Source organism: Mycobacterium sp. 360MFTsu5.1 (assembly GCF_000383495.1).
Taxonomy (GTDB): Bacteria; Actinomycetota; Actinomycetes; order Mycobacteriales; family Mycobacteriaceae; genus Mycobacterium; species Mycobacterium mucogenicum_B.
Map to the genome: position 1 here is coordinate 493,496 of NZ_KB911465.1, position 21,569 is coordinate 515,064.

General features: G+C 69.3%; 8 protein-coding genes (1 of these 8 cut by a window edge). 2 read left to right on the top strand and 6 right to left on the bottom strand.

Annotated elements, in window-relative coordinates; all coding sequences use genetic code 11:
- The 5 genes from H289_RS0112025 to H289_RS0112045 form a co-directional block, all read right to left on the bottom strand.
- A protein-coding gene (locus H289_RS0112025; protein WP_020101047.1) for a non-ribosomal peptide synthase/polyketide synthase crosses the window boundary here: on the bottom strand, nucleotides 1-14,530 show its 5' portion. The gene continues 16,409 nt to the left of window position 1, outside the view; only the first 14,530 of its 30,939 coding nucleotides appear in the window; the start codon lies at nucleotides 14,528-14,530; the stop codon falls past the left edge of the window.
- A gap of 43 nt (nucleotides 14,531-14,573) precedes the next feature.
- Nucleotides 14,574-14,798 (bottom strand): MbtH family protein, encoded by a 225-nt coding sequence (locus tag H289_RS0112030; RefSeq protein WP_020101048.1) that lies wholly within the window; start codon nucleotides 14,796-14,798, stop codon nucleotides 14,574-14,576.
- 377 nt (nucleotides 14,799-15,175) lie between these two features.
- The gene (gene recR, locus H289_RS0112035; RefSeq protein WP_029105128.1) at nucleotides 15,176-15,787 is read right to left on the bottom strand and encodes a recombination mediator RecR; all 612 of its coding nucleotides are present in this window, start codon (nucleotides 15,785-15,787) and stop codon (nucleotides 15,176-15,178) included.
- 1 nt (nucleotide 15,788) lies between these two features.
- Nucleotides 15,789-16,121, bottom strand: a complete 333-nt coding sequence (locus tag H289_RS0112040; protein ID WP_029105129.1) for a YbaB/EbfC family nucleoid-associated protein — start codon at nucleotides 16,119-16,121, stop codon at nucleotides 15,789-15,791.
- 131 nt (nucleotides 16,122-16,252) lie between these two features.
- Nucleotides 16,253-16,690: an SRPBCC family protein gene (locus H289_RS0112045; protein ID WP_020101051.1), complete on the bottom strand. Its 438-nt coding sequence runs from the start codon at nucleotides 16,688-16,690 to the stop codon at nucleotides 16,253-16,255.
- A 71-nt stretch (nucleotides 16,691-16,761) separates the two neighbouring features.
- On the opposite strand from H289_RS0112045, the gene H289_RS0112050 reads away from it, so the two are divergent.
- Both H289_RS0112050 and H289_RS0112055 read left to right on the top strand, forming a co-directional pair.
- On the top strand, nucleotides 16,762-18,153 hold the full coding sequence (locus tag H289_RS0112050) for an FAD-binding oxidoreductase (RefSeq protein ID WP_020101052.1): 1,392 nt from the start codon (nucleotides 16,762-16,764) through the stop codon (nucleotides 18,151-18,153).
- A complete protein-coding gene (locus H289_RS0112055) occupies nucleotides 18,150-19,454 on the top strand; it encodes a class I SAM-dependent methyltransferase (RefSeq protein WP_020101053.1) in 1,305 nt (434 codons plus the stop codon). Before H289_RS0112050 ends, H289_RS0112055 begins: the two co-directional genes overlap by 4 nt.
- Here H289_RS0112055 and H289_RS0112060 read toward each other — a convergent pair whose 3' ends face one another.
- Complete coding sequence (locus H289_RS0112060; protein ID WP_020101054.1) at nucleotides 19,455-21,458, bottom strand: DNA polymerase III subunits gamma/tau; 2,004 nt, start codon at nucleotides 21,456-21,458, stop codon at nucleotides 19,455-19,457.
- Nucleotides 21,459-21,569: the final 111 nt, after the last annotated feature.

The window sequence follows — 21,569 nt, forward strand, 5'->3', positions numbered from 1 at the left end:
CGGCACCCCAGCGCACCAGGTCGCCGGTGCGGTACATCCGCTGTCCGGGAGCTCCGAACGGGCAGGCCACGAAACGCGATGCACTCAGCCCGGCGCGACCCAGATAGCCGACACCCAGACCGGCACCGGCGACATACAGCTCGCCGATGACCCCGGGCGGCACCGGCCGCAGCGAATCGTCGAGCACGAACAGCGCCGCACCGCCCACCGGCGAACCGATGGGGACGACAGTGGCTTCCGACACCGACTCGGCCGTCAGCGGCGCACTGATCGCGACGCACATCGTCGTCTCGGTCGGCCCGTAGGCGTTGACCATGACGCGACCGCCGGTCGCCCAGTACTGCACCACCTCGGGTGGGCAGGCCTCACCCACCGCGACGAGCGCGGCGTGTTCCAGTCCGGCCGGCGACAATACCGCTGCCGCCGTTGGGGTCTGGGTCAGGACCGTGACGCCTTCGGTCACCAGAGTCTGGTGCAACTCCGCCGACGACCGGGCCACGTCGTCACCGATCACCACGACGCGGCCGCCGCGCAGCAGCGCGCCGAAGATCTCCCACACCGACACGTCGAACGCCAGCGAGTGCGCATGGCTCCACACCCCGGCGGCCGGCAGGCCCGCGTCGAGCGTGCCGAGCAGCTGCGTGACATTGGCGTGCGTCAGCCCGACACCCTTGGGCACGCCGGTGGTGCCGGAGGTGTAGATCAGGTACGCCAGCGCATCCGCATTCGGCGTCGGCAGCGCTGAATCAGCTTGTCCGGCAGCGTCCGCGACCGAGACGACGGCTCCGCTGAAGCCGGACAACAGATCCGGCTCGTGACTGATCGCCGCCACCGGTGCCGCGTCATCGAGGACGAACGCGATGCGCGCCGACGGCCACGTGATGTCGATCGGCAGGTAGGCCGCGCCGGCCTTGAGCACACCCAGCATCGCGACGATGGCATCGGTCGAGCGGGAAAGCAGCAGCGCGACAACCGAACCCGGACCGACGCCGTGGTCGGCCAACAGGTGGGCGACGCGGTTCGACGCCACGTCCAGTTCCGCGTACGTCAGCACTGCGCCCGCGTCGGTGACCGCGACCGCATCGGGCACGGCACGGACGTGGGTGGCGAACAGCTCGGGGATCGAGGGCGGACTCGATGGCCGCGTCAAGACGTCCCGGTGGCCGATGGCCTCGATCCGGTCGCGCTCCTGCGGCGTCAGCAGGTCCACGGTCGACAGCGTTCGGCCGGGATCGGCGGTCATGGCCGCCAAGACGGCCTGCATCCGACGCACCAGTGCTTCGACGCTCGCCGCGTCGAACACGTCGGTGCGGAATTCGACGATGCCGCCGATGCCCGCGGGTTCGCCTGTGGCAGTCCAGCGTTCGGACAGCGAGAACGCCAGGTCCATGCGCGCGGCCTGGGTTTCCACCGGCAACGGCGTGACCGTGAGGTCGCCCAGCGCCAGGCCACCCGCAGTCTCGATGTGCTGCCACGGCAGGTTCTGCCAGCCGAGCATCACCTGCACCAGCGGGTGGTGTGACAGGGAGCGTGCCGGGTTCAGGCGTTCGACCAGTACCTCGAAGGGCACGTCCTGATGTTCGTAGGCCGCCAGGCTGCGGGCCCGTACCTGCGCCAAGAGCTCTGCAACGGTGGGGTTTCCGGCGAGGTCGACGCGCAGCACCAGGGTGTTGACGAAGAAGCCCACGAGGTCGTCGAGGGCAGGGTCGCGCCGCCCGGCGATCGGAAAGCCGATGGCGACATCGGAACTCGCGCTGAGCTTGGCCAGCATGACGGCGAGCGCGGCCTGAACCACCATGAAGCTGGTCGCGTTGTGCTCGCGTGCCACGCGCGCGATCTGCTGCTGCAACTCGGCGGGCCAGTCCACGTCGATCGTCGCGCCCTGGAGATCGGCGACCGCGGGGTACGGCCGGTCGGTCGGCAGGTCGATGCGGTCGGGGATGCCGGCCAGGGCCTCGGTCCAGTAGGTCAGCTGGGCCGAGACCTCGCTGTCGGGTGCGTCGAGTTCGCCGAGTTGCGCACGCTGCCACAAGGTGTAGTCGACGTACTGCACGGCCAGCGGCGTCCAGCCCGGCGCTTGCCCGGCACTGCGGCTGACGTACGCCGTGCCGAGATCGGTGACGAGCGGCTGCAGCGACCAGCCGTCCGCGGCGATGTGATGCACGACTGCCACCAGCAGGTGCTCATCGTCGGCGAGGCGGAACAGACTGGCGCGCACCGGGATTTCGGTGGACAGGTCGAACACGTACTGTGCGGCCGCACGCACCGCGTCGGTGCGCTGCTCGTCGGACCAGGCGCCGGCGTCGACGACGTCCCAGCCGAGTTTCATCTGGTCGGCGGGAACGATCACCTGCCGGGGCGTGCCACCGGTCGCCGTGAACACCGTGCGCAGGCTCTCGTGCCGGCCGACCACGTCGGCCAGCGCCGCTCGCAGCGCCGCGGCATCGAGCCGGCCCTGCAGCCGCAGCATCACCGGCATGTTGTAAAGCGCTGACGCACCCTGCAATTGGTCGACGAACCACAACCGGTTCTGGGCGAACGACAGCGGGATCGTTTCGGGTCGCTCGACCGCGACCAAGGGCGCGCGCCGCGTCGCTCCGTCCCCGATCCGCGCCGCGAGCTGAGCCACCGTGGGCGCCTCGAAGACCACGCGCACCGGCAGCTCGACGTCGAGCGCCGCGTTGATGCCGGCGATCAACCGCATGGTGGACAACGAATCTCCGCCGAGGTCGAAGAACGAATCGTCCACACCGACCCGCTCGACACCGAGAAGTTCCGCGTAGATGGCCGTCAGGGTTTCCTCGACCGGTCCGGAGGGGGCCCGGTACCGCGCGGCGTCCTGGTAGTCCGGTACCGGCAGCGCTCGCGTGTCCAGCTTGCCGTTGACGGTGACCGGAAGTGCCGGCACCGTGATGACGGCGGCCGGCACCATGTAGCCCGGCAGCCGGTGTGCCAGCGCGGTGCGCGCCTCGGCCGGGTCCGCCGGGCCGACGATGTAGCCGACCAGGCGCTTGTCACCGGGCCGGTCCTCGCGCGCGATCACGGCCGCGTGTTCCACGCCCGGCAGCTCGGCCAATGCCGAACGGACGTCACCCAATTCGATGCGGTAGCCGCGCACCTTGACCTGCTCGTCGGCACGCCCGAAGTAGTCCAGCTGCCCGTCGGGGCGCCACGACACCAGGTCGCCGGTGCGGTACATGCGCGTGCCTGGTTCCCCGAACGGGCAGGCCATGAAACGCGTTGCCGTCAAGCCGGACCGGCGCCAGTAGCCGATGCCGACGCCGCGGCCCGCGAGGTACAACTCACCGACGACGCCCGGCGGCACGGGACGCAGCGACTCGTCGAGGACGAAGAACGCCGCGCCCGCCGTGGGCGAGCCGATCGGCGGCGCCCCGGAGCCCGCGGTGAGCGGCAGGCTCTTGCACAGCCACATGGTCGTCTCGGTCGGGCCGTAGACGTTGACCATCGTCCGGCCGGGTGCCCAGCGGTCGACCATCTCGGGCGGGCAGGCCTCGGCACCGATGACCAGGTCGGCCGCGTCCAGCCCGTCGGTGGACAACACCGCTGCCGCCGAGGGGGTTTGGGTGAGGACGGTGACGCGCTCGCGCACCAGCAGGTCGTGGAAGTCGTCGGCAGAGCGCGCCACCGCGTCGGGCACCACCACGAGCCGTCCGCCGTGCAGCAGCGCGCCCCAGATCTCCCACACCGAGAAGTCGAACGCGTAGGAGTGGAACTGCGTCCACACCTGCTCCGGCGAGAGATCGATCCCGATCTCCAGTCCCTGGAACAACTGGACGACGTTGTATTGCGTGACCGCAACGCCTTTGGGTGTCCCGGTGGTGCCCGAGGTGTAGATCAGGTGCGCCACGTCGTCTGGCGCGGGGCCCCGCGGCGGAGTGCTGCGCACGTGAGGAGCAAGAAGGCCGTCAGGCTGCGTCGACGCTGCTGAATCCGCCACGTCGATGACCGTGACGCCGAATCCGTCGAACCGGTCGGCGAACTCGCCGGTCGTCACAACGGCGATCGGCGCGGCGTCACCGAGCATGAACTCGATGCGCGATGCCGGCAGCGCCGAGTCGAACGGGAGGTACGCCGCGCCGGACTTCTGCACCGCGAGAATCGACACGATCGCCTCGGCCGAGCGCGAGAACAACAGGGCGACAATCCGTCCCGGCCCGGCGCCCTGCTCGGTCAGCAGGTTGGCCAGCCGGTTCGACGCCTCGTCGAGTTCCCGGTAGGTCAGCGACCGGTCGCCGCAGACCACGGCGACCGCGTCGGGGGTGCGGGCGACCTGGGCGGCGAACACCTGCGGCACCGTCGTCACCACTGCCGGCCGACCCAGCACGGCGCGGTTGCCCCAGCGGTCCAACCGGGCCTGCTCGACGTCGTCGAGCAGATTCACCGACGACAGCCGCTGCTCCGGATCGGCGCTGAACGCCAACACCATTCGCTCGAATCGGCCGACCAGTGCCTGGATGCTCTCCGTGTCGAAGATGTCGGTGCGGAACTCCACCATCACGTCGAGTCCGTCGGGCTCGCCATCGCCGTCCCAGCGCTCGCCCAGCGAGAACGCCAGATCCATGCGGGCGGTCTGGGTATCGACCGTCAGCGGCGTCACCTGCAGGTCGCCGAGGGCCAGCCCGGCCGCATCGCCGGCCTGCCAGGAGAAGTTCTGCCAGCCCAGCAGCACCTGGACCAGCGGATGGTGGGTGAGGCTGCGGGCGGGATTCAGCCGCTCGACGAGCATCTCGAACGGCACGTCCTGGTGCTCGTACGCCGCCAGGCTCCGCCGGCGGACCTGTGCGAGGAGGTCGACGAACGTGGGGTCGCCGCCCGAGAACTCGCCCAGATCGACGCGCAGCACCAGGGTGTTGACGAAGAAGCCCACCAGATCGTCGAGTGCGGCGTCGCGCCGGCCCGCGATCGGAAAGCCCACCGCCACATCGGAAGTCGAGCTGATCCGCGCCAGCAGTGCGGCGAACGCCGCCTGGATCACCATGAAGCTGGTCGCGTTGTGCTCACGGGCGACGCGACGGATCTGCTGCTGCAGAGCGACCGGCCACTGCACGGTCACACGGGCGCCGTGGTGATCGGCCGTCGGCGGATAGGGCCGGTCGGTGGGCAGGTCGAGGCGCTCCGGCAGTCCGGCCAGGGTGTCCTGCCAGAAGTCGAGCTGTGCGGCGATGGGTCCGTCGGCATCGTCGAGTTCGCCGAATTGCGCACGCTGCCACAACGTGTAGTCGACGTACTGCACCGGCAACGGCGACCAGTCGGGTGCCCGGCCCGCGCACCGGCTGGCATAGGCCAGGCCGAGATCGCGCACGAGCGGGGTGACCGACGAGCCGTCGGCCGCGATGTGGTGCACCACGACGACCAGGATGTGGTTGTCGTCGGTGACGCGGAAGAGCTTGGCGTGGAACGGAATCTGTGCCGACAGGTCGAAGGTGTGCCGAGCTGCCCCACCCACGGCGTCGTCAACTCGATGCGCGGGCCAGCCTGCGGCGTCGATGGTCTCCCACCCGATGTCGGCCCGGTCCGCGGGGACGATCACCTGCTGGGGCGCGCCCTCCGGCGCCACGAACAAGGTCCGCAGGCTTTCGTGGCGGGCTACCACGTCGGCCAGCGCCCGGCCGAGTGCGTCGGTGTCGAGGCGGCCGCGCAGCCGCAGCGCCACGGCCAGGTTGTAGATGGCCGACGGACCCTGCAACTGGTCGAAGAACCACAACCGGTTCTGCGCGAATGACAGCGGGAGTACCTCGGGCCGGTCGCCGGCCTCCAGGGGAGCCAGGCGCGTCGCGTCGCCACCGACGCGCGGTGCCAGCTGCGCCACGGTGGGCGCCTCGAACAGGGCGCGCACCGAAAGGTCCACGGCCAGGCTCGAATTGACCGCACCGATCAGCCGCATCGCGGACAGCGAGTCGCCGCCCAGGTCGAAGAACGAATCGTCCACACCCACGCGCTGTACACCCAGCACCTGGGCGTAGATGTCCGCGAGGATTTCCTCCACCACACCGGCCGGGGCCCGGTAGCCGTCGGTGTCGGTGTACTCGGGCGCCGGCAGCGCCTTGCGGTCGAGCTTGCCCGACGTGGTCAGCGGCATTTCGTCGAGCACCACGATGTGCTGCGGCACCATGTAGTCGGGCAGCCACGCGCTCAGCCGGTTCCGGACAGCGCTGATCTTGGTGCTGCTGTGCGGTTCGTTGGCGTGGACGCCGGTGTGCGCGAGCGGCCGGTAGAGGTCGGTCAGCGGAGTGTCACCCGGGCTGACGAGGATGGCGTCGACGCTGCCGGGAGCCGCACCCCACGTGACGGCGACCTGGTATCCCGCCTGCTCGCCGACGCGGTGCAGTTCTTCCGTTGTCGCCTCGGGGATTTCGGTGTCCGCGGGGTTTCCGGCGAGTTCCTGTTCCAGCCGGACGTCGATCCGCACTCCCGCGCGGGGAATGTCGGTGATGCGGATGGCCTCGGGCCGCAGGTCGGCCAGCCGGTGCTGCAGCCCGGCCAGGTCGGCACAGTCGTTCCACGTCCAGGTCGGGATGTCGGCCACTGACCGGCCGGCCGCGGGCGCCTTGTGGATGGTGACGTCGTACCGGTAGCGGTTGAGTTCGTTGTCCGCGGTACCGCGCTTGATCCGGATGGCCAGTCCGACAGCCGATTCCCGGCGCGCGGCCCAGGTCGTGAAGTACTCGGGTGCCAGGAGCAGCTCGGCTTCACCGAGTACGGCATGCTCGACGCGCTGCCGGAGAACCGCGGCATCGGTGCCGGCGTTCTCGCTGCGGGCCAGCACGATGGCCGTTTGGAAAGTGTGCTGCAGGCTGTGATTACGGATGTCACCGAGGAACAGGGTGCCGCCGGGCGCCAGCAGTTCGACGGCCTTGTCGATGACTTCGGTCAGATACGCCGCATTGGGGAAGTACTGCACCACCGAGTTCACGATGATGGTGTCGAAATGACCGCGAGGCAGGCCGTCTGTGACGTGCGCCGCCCGGGCCATGAACTCGACCCGGTCGCGCCACGGAATCTCCAACTCCCGCAACGACTGTGCCAGCTTGTTCACCGCCGCCGACGACACGTCGGTCGCGACGTACTGCTCGCAGTGCGGCGCGATCTGGGACAGGATCAGGCCGGAGCCGGCGCCGATTTCCAGGACGCGCCGCGGACGCAGTTCCATGATCCGGTCGATCGTGGCGGCCCGCCACTGTTCCATCTCGGCCAGCGGAATCGGCTCGCCGGTGTAGCTGCTGTTCCAGCCCCGGAAGTCCGAACCGAACTCGGGCGCTTCACCTTCCGCGTCGGCGGCGGCGTACAGCTCGTCGTAGATGTCCTGCCACTCCCCGACGATCTCCGCGTCATGCTCGGTGTCGCGGGTGCCGTCGGTGGCGTGTTCGAACGTGATGTAGCCGACCAGTTGGGCACCGCCGGTGCCGTGGTGCACGGTGGCGGCCGCCTGGCTGACCTGGGGGCAGGCCAGCAGCGCGCTCTCGATCTCACCCAGTTCGATGCGCTGGCCGCGCAGCTTGATCTGGGTGTCGGCCCGGCCCAGATAGTCCAGCGTGCCGTCGGCGTTCCAGCGCGCCAGGTCGCCGGTCCGGTACATGCGGCTGCCGGAATCATCGTGTCCACCATGCGGATTGGCGACGAATCGCTCAGCGCTCAGCGTCGGCCGGCCCACATAGCCGAGCGCGATGGCGGGACCGGCCAGGTACAGCTCGCCCGTCACGCCGGGCGGGACGGGGTTGAGCTGCGCGTCGAGCACCAGGGTGCGGGTGCCCACAATGGGCGTGCCGATGTTCACCGGACGGCCCGGCGTCAGCGGGGTGCCGGTGGCCCAGATGGTGGATTCGCTGGGCCCGTATGCGTTGAACATGCGACGGCCGGGCGCCCAGGCCTGCACCAGTTCCTCGGGGCAGGCCTCACCACCGGTGATCAGTGTGGTCAGTCCGTCGAGCCGCGCCCGGTCCAGTGACGCCACCACCGTCGGGGTCAGCAGCGTCGCGCTGACCCGGTGGTGTTGCATCAGGTCGACGAGCGCCTCGCCGGCGTACACGTCCCGCGGCGCCACCACCAACGCGGCCGCCGCGCCGGTCGCCATGAGCATCTCGAACAGCGACGCGTCGAAGGTCGGGGCGGCGACCATCAGCACGCGCGCGTCGGCAGCCAGTCCGTACGAGTCGTGTTGTGCCGCAGCCGCACCCAGCAGTCCGGCGTGGCTGACGGCCACGCCCTTGGGCTCGCCCGTCGAGCCCGAGGTGAAGATGACGTAAGCGGTGTTGTCGACCGTCAGCGGCGCCGAGCGCTCGGCGTCGGTGATCGGTTCGGCGCCGTAACCCGACAGGTCGGCATCCGCCCGGAGTACCGGACGGGAGCCCGCGCCACCGATCTGGTCGGTGTCCCGGGTGAGCACGCACGTGGCGGCAACCGAATCCAGCACCGTGGCAATGCGTTCGACGGGGTGCGTGCGGTCCACCGGTACGTACACGCCACCGGCCTTGAGCACGGCCCACCACGCCACCACCAGTTCGGCGCATCGGTCCATCGCGACACCCACGGCGCGTTCGGGACCGACACCGCCGGCGATCAGCAGGCGCGCCAATCGATTCGAGGTTTCGTCGAGCTCGCGATACGTCAGGCTGCGGGCGCCGTCGATGACGGCGACGGCATCCGGATCGACCGCGACGGCCGCCGCCAACAGTTCGGGGCCGAGCCCGATCGGCGCCCGTACGCCGGCACCTGACCAGCGCCGCAACTCGGCCTGCTCGGCCGCGTCGAGCAGGTTGAGGGACAACAGCTTTCGCGCCGGGTCCGCGGTCATCGCCACCAACAGCCGGCGGAACCTGCCGATCAGCGAGTCGATACCGGCCGCGGTGAACACCTCGGTGTCGTATTCGATGTGCAGTCCGAGCTCATCGCCCGGGAACGCCTCGACGGTCAGCGGGTAGTGGTTGAACTCGCGGTTCGCGAACTCGGCGATGGCGAGGTCGTCGACCCCGACAGACATGCCGGCTTCGACCGGGTAGTTCTCGTACACGAAGAGCGTGTCGAACAGCTGGTCGTGGCCGGCGACGCGGTGAATCTCGCCCAGCGCCAGGTGCTGGTGGTCGAGGGTGTCGTTGTGCGCGGTCTGCAGCTGGTCGAGCAGGCCGGTGACCGTGGTGCCCGCCGTCAGGTTGGCGCGGACCGGCACGGTGTTGATCAGCAGGCCCACCATCGATTCGGTGTCGCCCGCATCGAGCTGGCCGAGCCGGGACCGGGCGGTACCGAACGCCACGTCGTGCCTGCCGGTCAAGGACGTCAGCAGCACGGCCCACGCGCCCTGCAGCACAGTGCTGACGGTGGTCTGGCAGGAGCGCGCAAGCTCACCGAGGGCGCGCGTGGTTTCCGCCGAAACCTGGAATGACGCAAAGCCGCGTTGTCCGCGCCCCAGCCGGTCCTGGAGCCGGTCCTGCGGACCCACCAGGGTCGGCGTCTCGAAACCGGCGAGCACCTCACCCCATGCCGCGCGCGCCGCATCGAGATCGCGGTCGGCGAGCCAGGTGATGAACTTCCGATACGACGCCGCGGGCGGCAACCGGTGCCCGGCATAGCCGGCGAAGATTTCCCGCAACAAGATCGGCAGCGACCAGCCGTCGAGCACGATGTGGTGATTGGTCAGCACGAACCGGTGGCGGTCCGCGGCGATGCGGATCAGCAGGGCCCGGAACGGCGGTTCACCCGCGAGGTCACCGACCGCGATGCGCTCGGCAGCACACAGCCGCTGAATCTCGTCTTCGTCGAGTACGCCCGTCGCAGCGAAATCGACGAATCGCCAGGCGATTTCCGGTTCGGCCAGGATCACCTGCACCGGCTCGTCGAACTGCTGGCAGAACGTGGCCGCCAGGTGGGGGTGCCGGTTGACGGTGCGTTGCACGGCATCGCGGAGCCGCTGCGGGTCCAGGGATCCGGTCAGCGTGAAATCCAGCTGCACCGAGTACATCTCGGCGGCGACGTCGGCGCGCTCATGCGCGGTGCTGCTGTGGAACAGCAACCCCTGCTGCAACGGCGTCAGCGGCAGGATGTCGGCGACCCGGTATTGCTGCTGCAACTGGTCGATCTGCTGCTGCCCCAGTTGCGCCGGCGCGATATCCGACGGCGTCAGGCCGCCGCCACCCGCCCGGACATGTGCGCAGATGCCTGCCAGCGCCTCGAACCACAACCGGCTCAACCGGTTCAGCTGGGCGTCGTCGAGAACCGAAGTCGCCCAGGTCCAGTCGGCTTGCAGTTGCGGTCCGGCGTCGGTGTCGACGGTGCCGGCGTTGAGTTCCACGGTGTGGAACAGCGGCAGCGGGGCTGCGGCGCCGGCCAGGGACAGCTCTTCGCGGCCGAGCCGCCACAGTTCTTCGACGCCGGCGATCTGCGGGAAGCCCAGACGGCCGAGGTAGTTGAACCCGAGGCTCGGCTCCGCGCCGTCCAGATCGATGTTGTCGTTCAGGTACCGCAGCAGCCCGTAGGTCAGGCCCGTCGGCTGTGCGCGCAGCTGTTCCTTGGCCGCCTTGATGACGGCGCCGAGTGCCGCATCGCCCGAGGCGATCTGCGACCAGGTCAGCTCCCCCGTCGCCAGCGAAACCGGGTATTTGGCGGTGAACCAGCCGACGGTCCGCGACAGGTCGACGTCGTCGGCGATGTCCTCGTCGCGCCCGTGGCTTTCGACGTCGATGCCGACGGGAGCGCCGCCGGTGCCCAGGAACTCCGTCACCGCAAGAGCGAACCCGATCAGCAGGATGTCCTGCACGCCGGCGTGGAACGCCGCCGGTACCTCGCCGAGGAGTGCCCTGGTGTGCTCGGCGTCGAGCGTCACCGACAGCCGGCCCGCGGTGACATAGGTGTCGAGGGCAGGGTCCGCGGCCGGCAGCGCCGCGGGTACCGAGGCCGGCTGTTGCCAGGCCGCCGCCTGCGCCCGCACGTCCGGATGGTGTGCGTACTCGGTGAGCAGCGTGGCCCACCGCTGGAACGAGGTGCCCGTCGTCGTCAGCTCGACGGGCTGGCCGGCGCGATGCTGCGCCCACGCGATGTTCAGGTCTTCCAACAGGATTCGCCATGACACGCCGTCAACCGCGAGGTGATGGACGATCAGGACCAGCTGCCGGCTGGGGGCGACCCAGAGGGCGCTGACCACCACTCCGGAGCTCGGGTCGAGCCGGCGCCGCGCCGCGGCCACCGCGGCCTCTGACAGCTCGCCGACCTCGACGACGTAGTCGCGGGCATCGACGGAATCGGCCTCGGGTACCGACAGGGCCCCATCGGCGCCGACCCGCAGCCGCAGCATGGCATGCCGATTCATCAAGGCCTGCAACAACATCACCGCGTCGGCGCCGGTGGCGCCGCGCGGCGCCTGCAACACCAGGGTCTGGTTGAACTCGGCCGCAGCACCGGCCGGCGCATCCAGACTCGAGAACCACCGGATGATCGGAGTGGCCGGCACCGCTCCGATGCCCTCGTCGACGACGTCATCCGCGTCGTCGGTCACGGTCACCGTCTGCGCCAGGCGCGCCACCGTCTGTTCGACGAAGACGTCACGCGGGCGGCAGGCCAGGCCGGCGGCGCGGGCGCGTGCCGCCACCTGCATCGCGAGAATGCTGTCGCCGCCGAGTTCGAAGAACGAGTCGTCGACACTGACGGCCACCGGCTCCAGGCCGAGGATCTCGGCATAGATGGCGGCCAGGATCTCCTCGACGGGGCTGTCCGGCGCGCGGTAGTCGTCGCCCGTGTACTCCGGGGCGGGCAGGCTGCGGGTGTCGAGCTTGCCGCTGGTGGTGAGCGGCAGTTCGGCCAGCGCCACCACCGCGGCGGGAACCAGGTACGCCGGCAGGCGATCCGCGAGCGCGGCCCGCACCTCGACCGGATCGACGGGGCCGGTGACGTAGCCGACGAGGCGCTTGTCGCCGGGGCGATCCTCGCGGACGATCACAGCTGCCTGCACGACGCCGTCGAGTGCGGCCAAAGCTGTTTGGACTTCACCCAATTCGATGCGGTAGCCGCGGATCTTGACCTGGGCGTCGGCGCGTCCCACGTACCGCAGTTGGCCGTCGTCACCCCAGTACACCAGGTCTCCGGTGCGGTACATCCGCTCGCCCGGCTTGCCGAACGGACATGGCACAAAACGTGATCCGGTCAATGCGGTGCGGTGCAGATACCCGACACCCACACCGGCACCGGCGACATACAGTTCACCGACCACGCCGGGCTGCACCGGCCGCATCCAGCCGTCCAGCACGAACAACGCCGTGCCGCTCGGCGGCGCTCCGATGGGTGCCGCGCCGCCACCGGCCGCCAGCGGCGCACTGATCGCCGCATAGATCGTGGTCTCGGTCGGGCCGTAGCCGTTGACCATCGTGCGACCCGGCGCCCACTGCTCGACCACCTCGGCCGGGCACGCCTCGCCGCCCATCACCAGCGCGCACGACTCCAGGCCCGCCATGTCCAACATCCCGATGGCAGAAGGGGTTTGGGTGAGGACGGTGACCTTTTCGGCGATCAGGAAGTCATGGAACTCGGCCGGATCAGCAGACACCGACTCGGGTACCACCACCAGTCGGCCACCGCGCAGCAGCGCGGAGAAGATCTCCCACACCGAGAAATCGAAGGCGTACGAATGCCAATGCGACCAGGCCTGCTCGGACGGCAGGCCGGCATCCTGCGCGGCGATCAGCTGCGTCAGGTTCTGATGGGCAATCGCAACGCCTTTCGGTGTCCCGGTCGTGCCCGAGGTGTAGATGACGTAGGCGACGTCGTCGGGCTCCGGCCCGGCCGTCGCCGGCCAGTCGTCGGGCCCGTCGAACGGCTCCCGCACATCGATGACGACACCGTCGAAACCGTCGAACCGGTCGGCCAAGGCCGTGGTGGTGACGGCCGCGAACGGAGCGGAATCGCTCAGCATGAAGGCGATTCGGGATGCCGGTAGTGCCGGGTCGATCGGCAGGTAGGCCGCACCGGACTTGAGCACACCCAGGATCGTTACGATGGCCTCGGCGGACCGCGGCAGCATCACCGCGACGCGCCGCCCCGGACCCGCACCGCGATCGGCGAGCAGTTGCGCCACCCGGTTCGACGCGCCGTCCAGCTCCCGGTAGGTCAGCGGCCGGCCGTCGCCACTGAGCGCCACCGCCTCCGGCACGCGGGCCACCTGCTCGGCGAAGAGCGCCGGAATCGACAGCGGCCGGGCCGCTTCGGCGGCGAGCGCCGCCCAGTTGCCGAGCTCCGCCAGCCGGTCCTCAGTCGGTGTACCGAGCACCGGCAACGCCGACAACCGTTGGGCCGGGTCCGCCGTCATCGCGGTCAGTACTCGGTCCAGCTGGTCCGCCAGTTCCACGACGTCGAGTTGCCGGGTACCGAACGTCGTGACGGACAGCTCGTCGCCCGTACCCGAGAACGCCAGTCCGGAGCCACGTCCGAGACCCGAGATCAGTTGCGCTGCCGCGGTGGCCTCGCCCAGCGGCACGGTGAATCCCGACGGCAGAAAGTCCACCACGATCCGGTCCGACCCCGGCCCGTGGATCTTGCGTTCCAGGGCCTGGACGGGAAATCGCTGATGACGCACCGCTTCTCGGGTGCGGGTGTGCACGTGTGCACAGAATTCGGCGACCGTGGCGTCGGGGGATACCTGCAGCACCAGGGGCACCACCCCAGCGACCATGCCGGGCAGCGTCTTCGAGACCTGCAGCACGCGCCGGGTCACCGGCAGGTCGAGCACCACCTCGTGCCCCTCGGCGGCCCGGCCACGCAGCACCAGTGCGCACGCGGCGATGAGCACCGTGGACCGGCGCACGTCCCAGGCCGCACACAGTCGTTCGACCTGCGCCAGCAGCGCGGGAGCGAGCTGGATCGGGTCCGACGAGCCGTCCTCGGCGCCGGCGCCGTCATCAGGCGGTAGTTCGCGCGTCGCCGCTGCCGGCAGGTTGGCCGTCCAGTACGCCTCGTCCTCGGCGTAGTCCGCGGAGGCTTCGTACGCCTCCTCGGACTCCAGCAGATCCCGCAGCGAACTGAAGTAGGACGGCTGAATCGATGCGCCCGCAACGGATTCCGAGTAGACGGCGGCGATGCGCTGCAGGACCAGCGCCAGCCCGATGCCGTCGGCGACGATGTGGTGGCAGCAGGCGAAGAAGTAGGACTCGTCGGCGCCGGCTTGGAAGTAGGCGAAGCGCAGCAGTGGACCGTCGAGCGGCATGGGGGTGCGCTGCAGCGCCGAGGCCGTCGCGCGCGCTTCTGCCATCGGCTGGTCGGCCTGAGTCAGATCGTGAAAGGCCACCTCGATGTCGGCGACGTCGAGCAACCGCTGGCGCACCTGGCCATCGGACTCCGCGAACGTCGCCCGCACCGGATCGGCTTCGCCGACGACGTGGCGGATCGACCGCTCGAAGACCTCGAAGTCAACCGGTCCGTCAATCTTCACGAAGATGCCGAGCTGCCACTCCGCAGCCGACTGACCCGTTTCCTGCGCGAGCCAGATGTCCAACTGCCCACGCGTGACAGGCAACGACGAATCGCCGAGATCCATCCCAAACACTGAAATGTCGAACTACCCCTGAACTAACGAACGCTCAGAGTCGCTGGCCAACCGACAGTCGGTCACGCAAGCTCTTGGGCCGGATGTCGGTCCATTCCCGTTCGATGTACTCCAGGCACGAGGCACGGTCGGCTTCGCCGTGCACCACTCGCCAACCCTCGGGAACGTCCGCGAACGTGGGCCACAGGCTGTGCTGCTCCTCGTCGTTGACCAACACAAAAAAGGTGCCATTGTCGTCATCGAACGGGTTGGTGCTCATGGTGCTCCCCAAAAGAATTGACGCTCAAGATAATTGGGTCTTCCGATCCCACGGTTGGCCCGTGGGCGAATGCTACATGCCCACACTGTGTTCCCACACACGTGTTTGCCAACGGAACGCCGCGCGCCACATTCGCGCGATCGGCGCGAAATCCCCAAGGAAACAACAACTTTGGCGAAGTTATTTGCCCGAAGCCGATAGCGGTACGGACTTCCCAGTACACACCCCGCGCGGACCGCGCCGGCTCGTTAGCCAAATCTGACGAAACGGTAATTTTGCAGGAAAAATGGGTGGAGAGGCCAGACCGAATGCGGTTTCGGCGAGGCGAGAGTTAAACCCGCACAGCCGTCTCGCGGATGAGGCCGCCGTGCCGCGCGTCAGACCATGGCGCGACGGCCGGCCAGGGCACGGCCCAGCGTCAGCTCGTCGGCGAACTCGAGGTCGCCACCCATCGGCAGACCGGACGCGATGCGCGTCACCGTCAGCCCCGGGATGTCCCGCAGCATGCGCACCAGGTACGTGGCCGTGGCCTCGCCCTCCGTGTTGGGGTCGGTCGCGATGATCACCTCGACGATGTCCACGCCGTCGACCCGCTGCCCAATCCTGTTGAGCAGCTCGCGAATTCGCAATTGTTCCGGCCCGACGCCGGACAGCGGATCCAGCGCGCCGCCCAGCACGTGGTAGCGCCCGCGGAATTCACGGGTGCGCTCCACCGCCTGGACGTCCTTGGGCTCCTCGACGACACACACCAGGGAGCCGTCGCGGCGCGGGTCGCTGCAGATGCGGCACCGGTCATCATCGGACACGTTGCCGCACACCGCACAGAACTTGACGCCGTCGCGCACCCGGTTCAGCACCGCGGTCAGCCGGTCGATGTCCGGCGGCTCCACCGACAGCAGGTGGAACGCGATGCGCTGGGCACTCTTCGGCCCGATCCCCGGCAGCTTGCCGAGTTCGTCGATCAAATCCTGTACGGGTCCTTCAAACACATCAGAACCCGGGCAGGCCCATGCCCTGCATGCCGCCGGCCAGCGGGCCGAGGCGCTGCTGCGCCATCAGCGTCACCTGCTCGGAGGCGTCGCCCAGGGCACCCACGATGAGGTCCTGCAGCGTCTCGATGTCGTCGGGGTCGACGACCTTCGGGTCGATGGTGAGCGCGGTGATCTCACCGCTGCCCATCATGGTGACCTTGACCAGACCGCCACCGGCCTGACCCGTCACCGACGAGGTGGCCAGGGACTCCTGCGCCGCCATGAGCTGCTGCTGCATCTGCTGCGCCTGAGCGAGCAGCGCGGACATATCGGGCTGGCCACCGGGTTGCATGACGATCCCCTTGGTTTGATTCGCGGCTCAGCCGCGGTGTTTCGATGATCGGGTGTGCGCGCCAGCCTAGTCGCCCGACGAACCACCGGGCGACCGACTGGCCGCGAAAAGAATCTCCGTGCGCCGAAGGACTAGCCTTCGACAACCTTCTTCAGGTTGCCCAGGACCTCGTCCTGGATCTTGCGCAGACCCAGCGGGGCGAAGGTCTTCTCGAAGAAGCCACCGATACCGCCGGCGCCCTGCCACGCGGTCTTGACGGTGACGGTCGAGCCGGTGCCCGCCGGGGCGACGGTCCACGTGGTCACCATCGACGAGTTGGCGTCCTTCTCGATGACGCTCTTGCCGGCGACGTCGACCGTGGCCTTGACCTCACGCGAGCGCTTCTTGGTGGCCTGCAGCTTCCAGGTGGCCACGGTGCCGGCACCCTGTCCACCTTCGAGCACCTGGTAGCCGCTGTAGTTCGACGAGAGGATCTTCGGGCGCACCGTCTGGTAGTCGGCGACTGCCGCCAGCACCTTCTCCGGCTCGGCGAGAATCAACACGGTGCTGGACGCACTGACCTGTCCCATCAGGTAAAACTCCTGTTCATACGGCTTCCCTTGCGGTCGCGAGGACCGCGGTCTCGGTCTAGCGTATATGTGTGACTGCTGTCGCGATCGACGCGACGGCCGCCCACGAGGCGGCCGTGCAGCGTCTCCTGGACAGCTACCGCGCGATCCCACGGGGCACGACGGTGCGGCTGGCGAAGCCGACATCGAACCTTTTCCGGGCGCGTGCGCGCACCAAGACCAAGGGGCTCGACGTCTCGGGGCTGACCGGCGTACTGGCCGTCGACACCGAGACCCGCACCGCGGACGTGCAGGGCATGTGCACCTACGAGACGCTGGTCGCCGCCACGCTGCCGTTCGGCCTGGCACCGCTGGTCGTGCCGCAGCTCAAGACCATCACCCTCGGTGGCGCGGTCACCGGGCTGGGCATCGAGTCGACGTCGTTCCGCAACGGCCTGCCGCACGAGTCCGTACAGGAGCTCGACATTCTCACCGGCGCCGGCGAACTCATCCGGGCATCCCCGCACACCCACTCCGACCTGTTCTACGCATTCCCGAATTCCTATGGGACACTGGGCTATTCGGTACGGCTGCGCATCGAGCTGGAGCCCGTGCGCCCGTTCGTCAAGCTGCGGCACCTGCGGTTTCACCGGGTGGCCGATCTCGTCGACGAGCTGCAGCGCATCCTCGACACCGGCGGCTACGACGGCGTGCCGGTGGACTACCTCGACGGCGTCGTGTTCGGGCCCGACGAGAGCTATCTGTGCCTGGGCATGAAGACCGGGACCGACGGCCCGGTCAGCGATTACACCGGCCGGCAGATCTTCTACCGCTCCATCCAGCACGACTCCGGCGAGCGGCACGACCGGCTCACCACGCAGGACTATCTCTGGCGCTGGGACACCGACTGGTTCTGGTGTTCGGCGGCCTTCGGCGCGCAACGCCCGCTCATCCGGCGGTTGTGGCCCCGCCGGTACCGGCGCAGCAGCGTCTATTGGAAGCTGGTGGGCCTCGACCAGCGCTTCCGCATCGCCGACCGGATCGAGCGCCGCAGCCTCCTGGCCCCGAAACAACCGTTGCGCGAGCGGGTGGTGCAGGACGTCGAGGTGCCGGTCGAGCGCGTCGTCGACTTTCTCGAGTGGTTCCTGGCGCGCGTGCCCATCACCCCGATCTGGTTGTGCCCGTTGCGGTTACGCGGCGACACCCACTGGCCGCTGTATCCGATCCAGCCCCACCGCAACTACGTCAACGTCGGGTTCTGGTCGTCGGTCCCGGCCGGACGGGTGGCCGGCGAGACGAACCGCTTGATCGAGGACAAGGTCGACGAGTGCGGCGGCCACAAATCCCTGTACTCCGAGTCGTTCTACTCGCGCGAGGATTTCGACCGGCGCTACGGCGGCGCCGAATACCAGAAGGTCAAAGACGTTTACGACCCCGAATCGCGGCTACTAGGTCTCTATGCGAAGGCGGTACAACGGCAATGACGACAACTGACGACCGAGGGACGACCGACGGCAAGCTCACCCTGGCCGAGGTCCTGGAGAGCTTCTCGAGCGGTCGGCTGCCCCTCAAATTCGAGGCGTACGACGGCAGTTCGGCCGGCCCCGAAGACGCCGAACTGGGACTGAGCCTGCTCACCCCGCGCGGCACCACCTACCTGGCGACCGCGCCCGGCGACCTGGGTCTGGCGCGCGCCTATGTCGCAGGCGATCTGGCGCCTCTGGGCGTGCATCCGGGCGACCCGTACGAGCTGCTCAAGGCGCTGGCCGACAAAGTCGAGTTCAAGCGTCCGCCGATCCGGGTGCTGGCGAACATCGTGCGGTCCATCGGATTGGAGCACCTGCTGCCGATCGCCCCGCCGCCGCAGGAGGCGTTGCCCAAATGGCGCCGGATGGCGGAAGGGCTGCGGCACAGCCGAATCCGGGACGCCGAGGCCATCCACCACCACTACGACGTGTCGAATGCGTTCTACGAGCGGGTGCTCGGCCCCTCGATGACGTACACCTGCGCCTGCTACCCGAGCCCGGACGCCACGCTCGAGGAAGCCCAGGAGAACAAGTACCGGCTGGTGTTCGACAAGCTGCGGCTGCAGCCCGGAGACCGGCTGCTCGACGTCGGCTGCGGCTGGGGCAGCATGGTCCGCTACGCCGCCCGGCGGGGTGTCCGGGCCACCGGTGTGACGCTGTCTGCGGAGCAGGCCGCCTGGGCGCAGCGCGCCATCGCCGACGAGGGCCTGGCCGACCTCGCGCAGGTCCGGCACGGCGACTATCGCGATGTGCGGGAAGGGAACTTCGACGCGGTGTCCTCGATCGGCCTGACCGAGCACATCGGCGTCGCCAACTACCCGGCGTACTTCCGGTTCCTGCACGACCGGCTGCGCCCCGGCGGGCTCCTGCTCAACCACTGCATCACGCGGCCGCACAACCGTCCCGGGAACATCGGCGGGTTCATCGACCGCTACGTCTTCCCCGACGGCGAGCTGACCGGCTCGGGGCGGATCATCGCCACCGCCCAGGATGTGGGGCTCGAGGTGCTGCACGAGGAGAACCTGCGCCCGCACTACGCCCTGACGCTGCGCGACTGGTGCGCCAACCTGGTGCAGAACTGGGACGACGCGGTCGCCGAGGTCGGCCTGGCCACAGCCAAGGTCTGGGGCATGTACATGGCCGGTTCCCGCGTGGGATTCGAGACCAATGTCGTTCAGCTGCACCAGGTTCTGGCCGTCAAACTCGACGAGCACGGGGCCAACGGCGGGCTGCCGCTGCGTCCGTGGTGGACGCCCTGACTACTCCCCGATGGGCCGGGCGCCCAGCTCGCTCTTGAGCAGTTCCAGCGCCACCTCTTCAGGATCGCGCCGGGGCACGTCCGTACCCCGGTCGTTGGCGGCGTCGGCCAGCATGTCCTCTTCTTCGGCCCGCTCCACAGCGGCTTGCTGCTCGGGCGTCGGAGCCGCGGGGCGCGAAGCTGCCGCCGGAGCGGCACCGGCCGACGCAGCCCCGACCGCCCCCGCAGGTGCGGCACCGGCGTCGCACCGCACCCGCCAGTTCACGCCGAGCGCGTCCTTGAGCGCCTCGCGGATGACGTCGGCGTTGTGCTGCTCGCTGAGGCGTCTCGCCAGCGGCGGGGCCGGGTGCGCCAACACCAGGGTGTCGGCCTCGATACCGCGGACCGTCGCCTCCATGAGCATGGCTTCCAGCGAGCGGCTGCGCATGCGGACCTTCTCGCGCACCGTCGTCCACATGGCCCGCACCGCGGCGGCATCGGGCTCACCGGGTGTCGCGGCGGCCGGCTGCACCGGCGCTGCGGGTGCCGGTGCGGGTGCCGGCGGGGCGACGGGTTCAGGTGATGTTTCACGTTGAACCGGCGCAGGTTCGGGGGCCGGGCGCGGCTCGGGCCGCGATACCGGGGGTGCGGGCGGCGCCGGGGGCGCGGGCTCCGGTTCAGGTGCCGAAACTGATTGCGGTGCTTGGCTTCTCCGCATGAACTGCCGGCCGCCCGCCGCCGAAGACGGGGCAGCCGGAGCCGGCGGTGCCTCCGCGTACGACTCGGCGGCCGGTGCCGTGGCGGGGGCCGGAGCCGCCACCGCGGCGGGACGCGGGGCAGCCACGGTCCCAGCCTCCGAGGCCGGGATCGAGACGTTCATCCGGGTCTCGATGCGCTCGATGCGTTGCAGCAGAGCGGCTTCGGTGTCACTGGCCGACGGCAGCAGCAGCCGGGCGCACACCACTTCGAGCAGCAGCCGCGGTGCCGTCGCGCCGCGCATCTCCCCGAGCCCGGCGTGCATGACCTCGGCATAGCGGGTCAGCGTCGCGGTGCCGATCTGCGCGGCCTGGTCCCGCATGCGCTCCAGGACGTCGTCCGGCGCGTCGACCACACCGCGGGCCGCGGCGTCCGGAACCACTTGCAGGACAATCAGATCCCGGAACCGCTCCAGCAGGTCGGTGCCGAAGCGGCGCGGGTCGTGCCCGGCGTCGATCACCGACTCCACGGCCCCGAACAGCGCCGCGCCGTCGCCGGCGGCCAGCGCGTCGACCGCACGGTCGATCAGCGCGAGGTCGGTCGCGCCCAGCAGCGACAGCGCCCGCTGGTACACGACGCGGTTCTGCTCGGCCCCGGCCAGCAGCTGGTCGAGCACCGACAACGTGTCACGCGGCGAGCCGCCGCCGGCGCGGATGACCAAGGGGTACACCGCGTCGTCGACCTGAACGTCTTCTTGCGCACAGATCTTCTCGAGCAGGCCGCGCATGGTCTTCGGCGGCAGCAGCCGGAACGGGTAGTGATGGGTGCGCGACCGGATGGTCGGCAGCACCTTCTCGGGCTCGGTGGTGGCGAACACGAAGATCAGGTGCTCCGGCGGCTCCTCGACGATCTTGAGCAGCGCGTTGAAACCGGCATTGGTCACCATGTGCGCTTCGTCGATGATGAAGATGCGGTACCGCGACTGCGCCGGCGCGTAGAACGCCCGGTCCCGGAGTTCACGGGTGTCGTCGACACCACCGTGGCTGGCGGCGTCGAGCTCGACGACGTCGATGTTGCCCGGACCGTTCGGCGCCAGCGCCACGCACGAATGGCACTCGCCGCACGGATTGGCCGTCGGCCCCTGCTCGCAGTTCAGTGAGCGGGCCAGGATGCGCGCCGACGACGTCTTGCCACAGCCGCGCGGCCCGGAGAACAGGTAGGCGTGGTTGATGCGGCCCGATTCCAGCGCGTTGCACAGCGGCTCGGTGACATGCTCCTGCCCGACTACCTCAGCGAAACTTGCCGGTCGGTACTTGCGGTAGAGAGCCACGGGAGAAGGCTACCGAGCGGGTCCGACTCGTGCTCTGGTGCCCGTTGACTGCGAATCCACGCAGACCGCTACTCGCACAAATGCGGCGTCAGTTCGTAGTCAACGCAAGAG

Coding starts and splice junctions, on each gene's coding strand:
- H289_RS0112030 (WP_020101048.1), bottom strand. CDS start 14,798: ATGAGCACCAACCCGTTCGATGACGACAATGGCACCTTTTTTGTGTTG.
- H289_RS0112040 (WP_029105129.1), bottom strand. CDS start 16,121: ATGCAACCCGGTGGCCAGCCCGATATGTCCGCGCTGCTCGCTCAGGCG.
- H289_RS0112045 (WP_020101051.1), bottom strand. CDS start 16,690: ATGGGACAGGTCAGTGCGTCCAGCACCGTGTTGATTCTCGCCGAGCCG.
- H289_RS0112055 (WP_020101053.1), top strand. CDS start 18,150: ATGACGACAACTGACGACCGAGGGACGACCGACGGCAAGCTCACCCTG.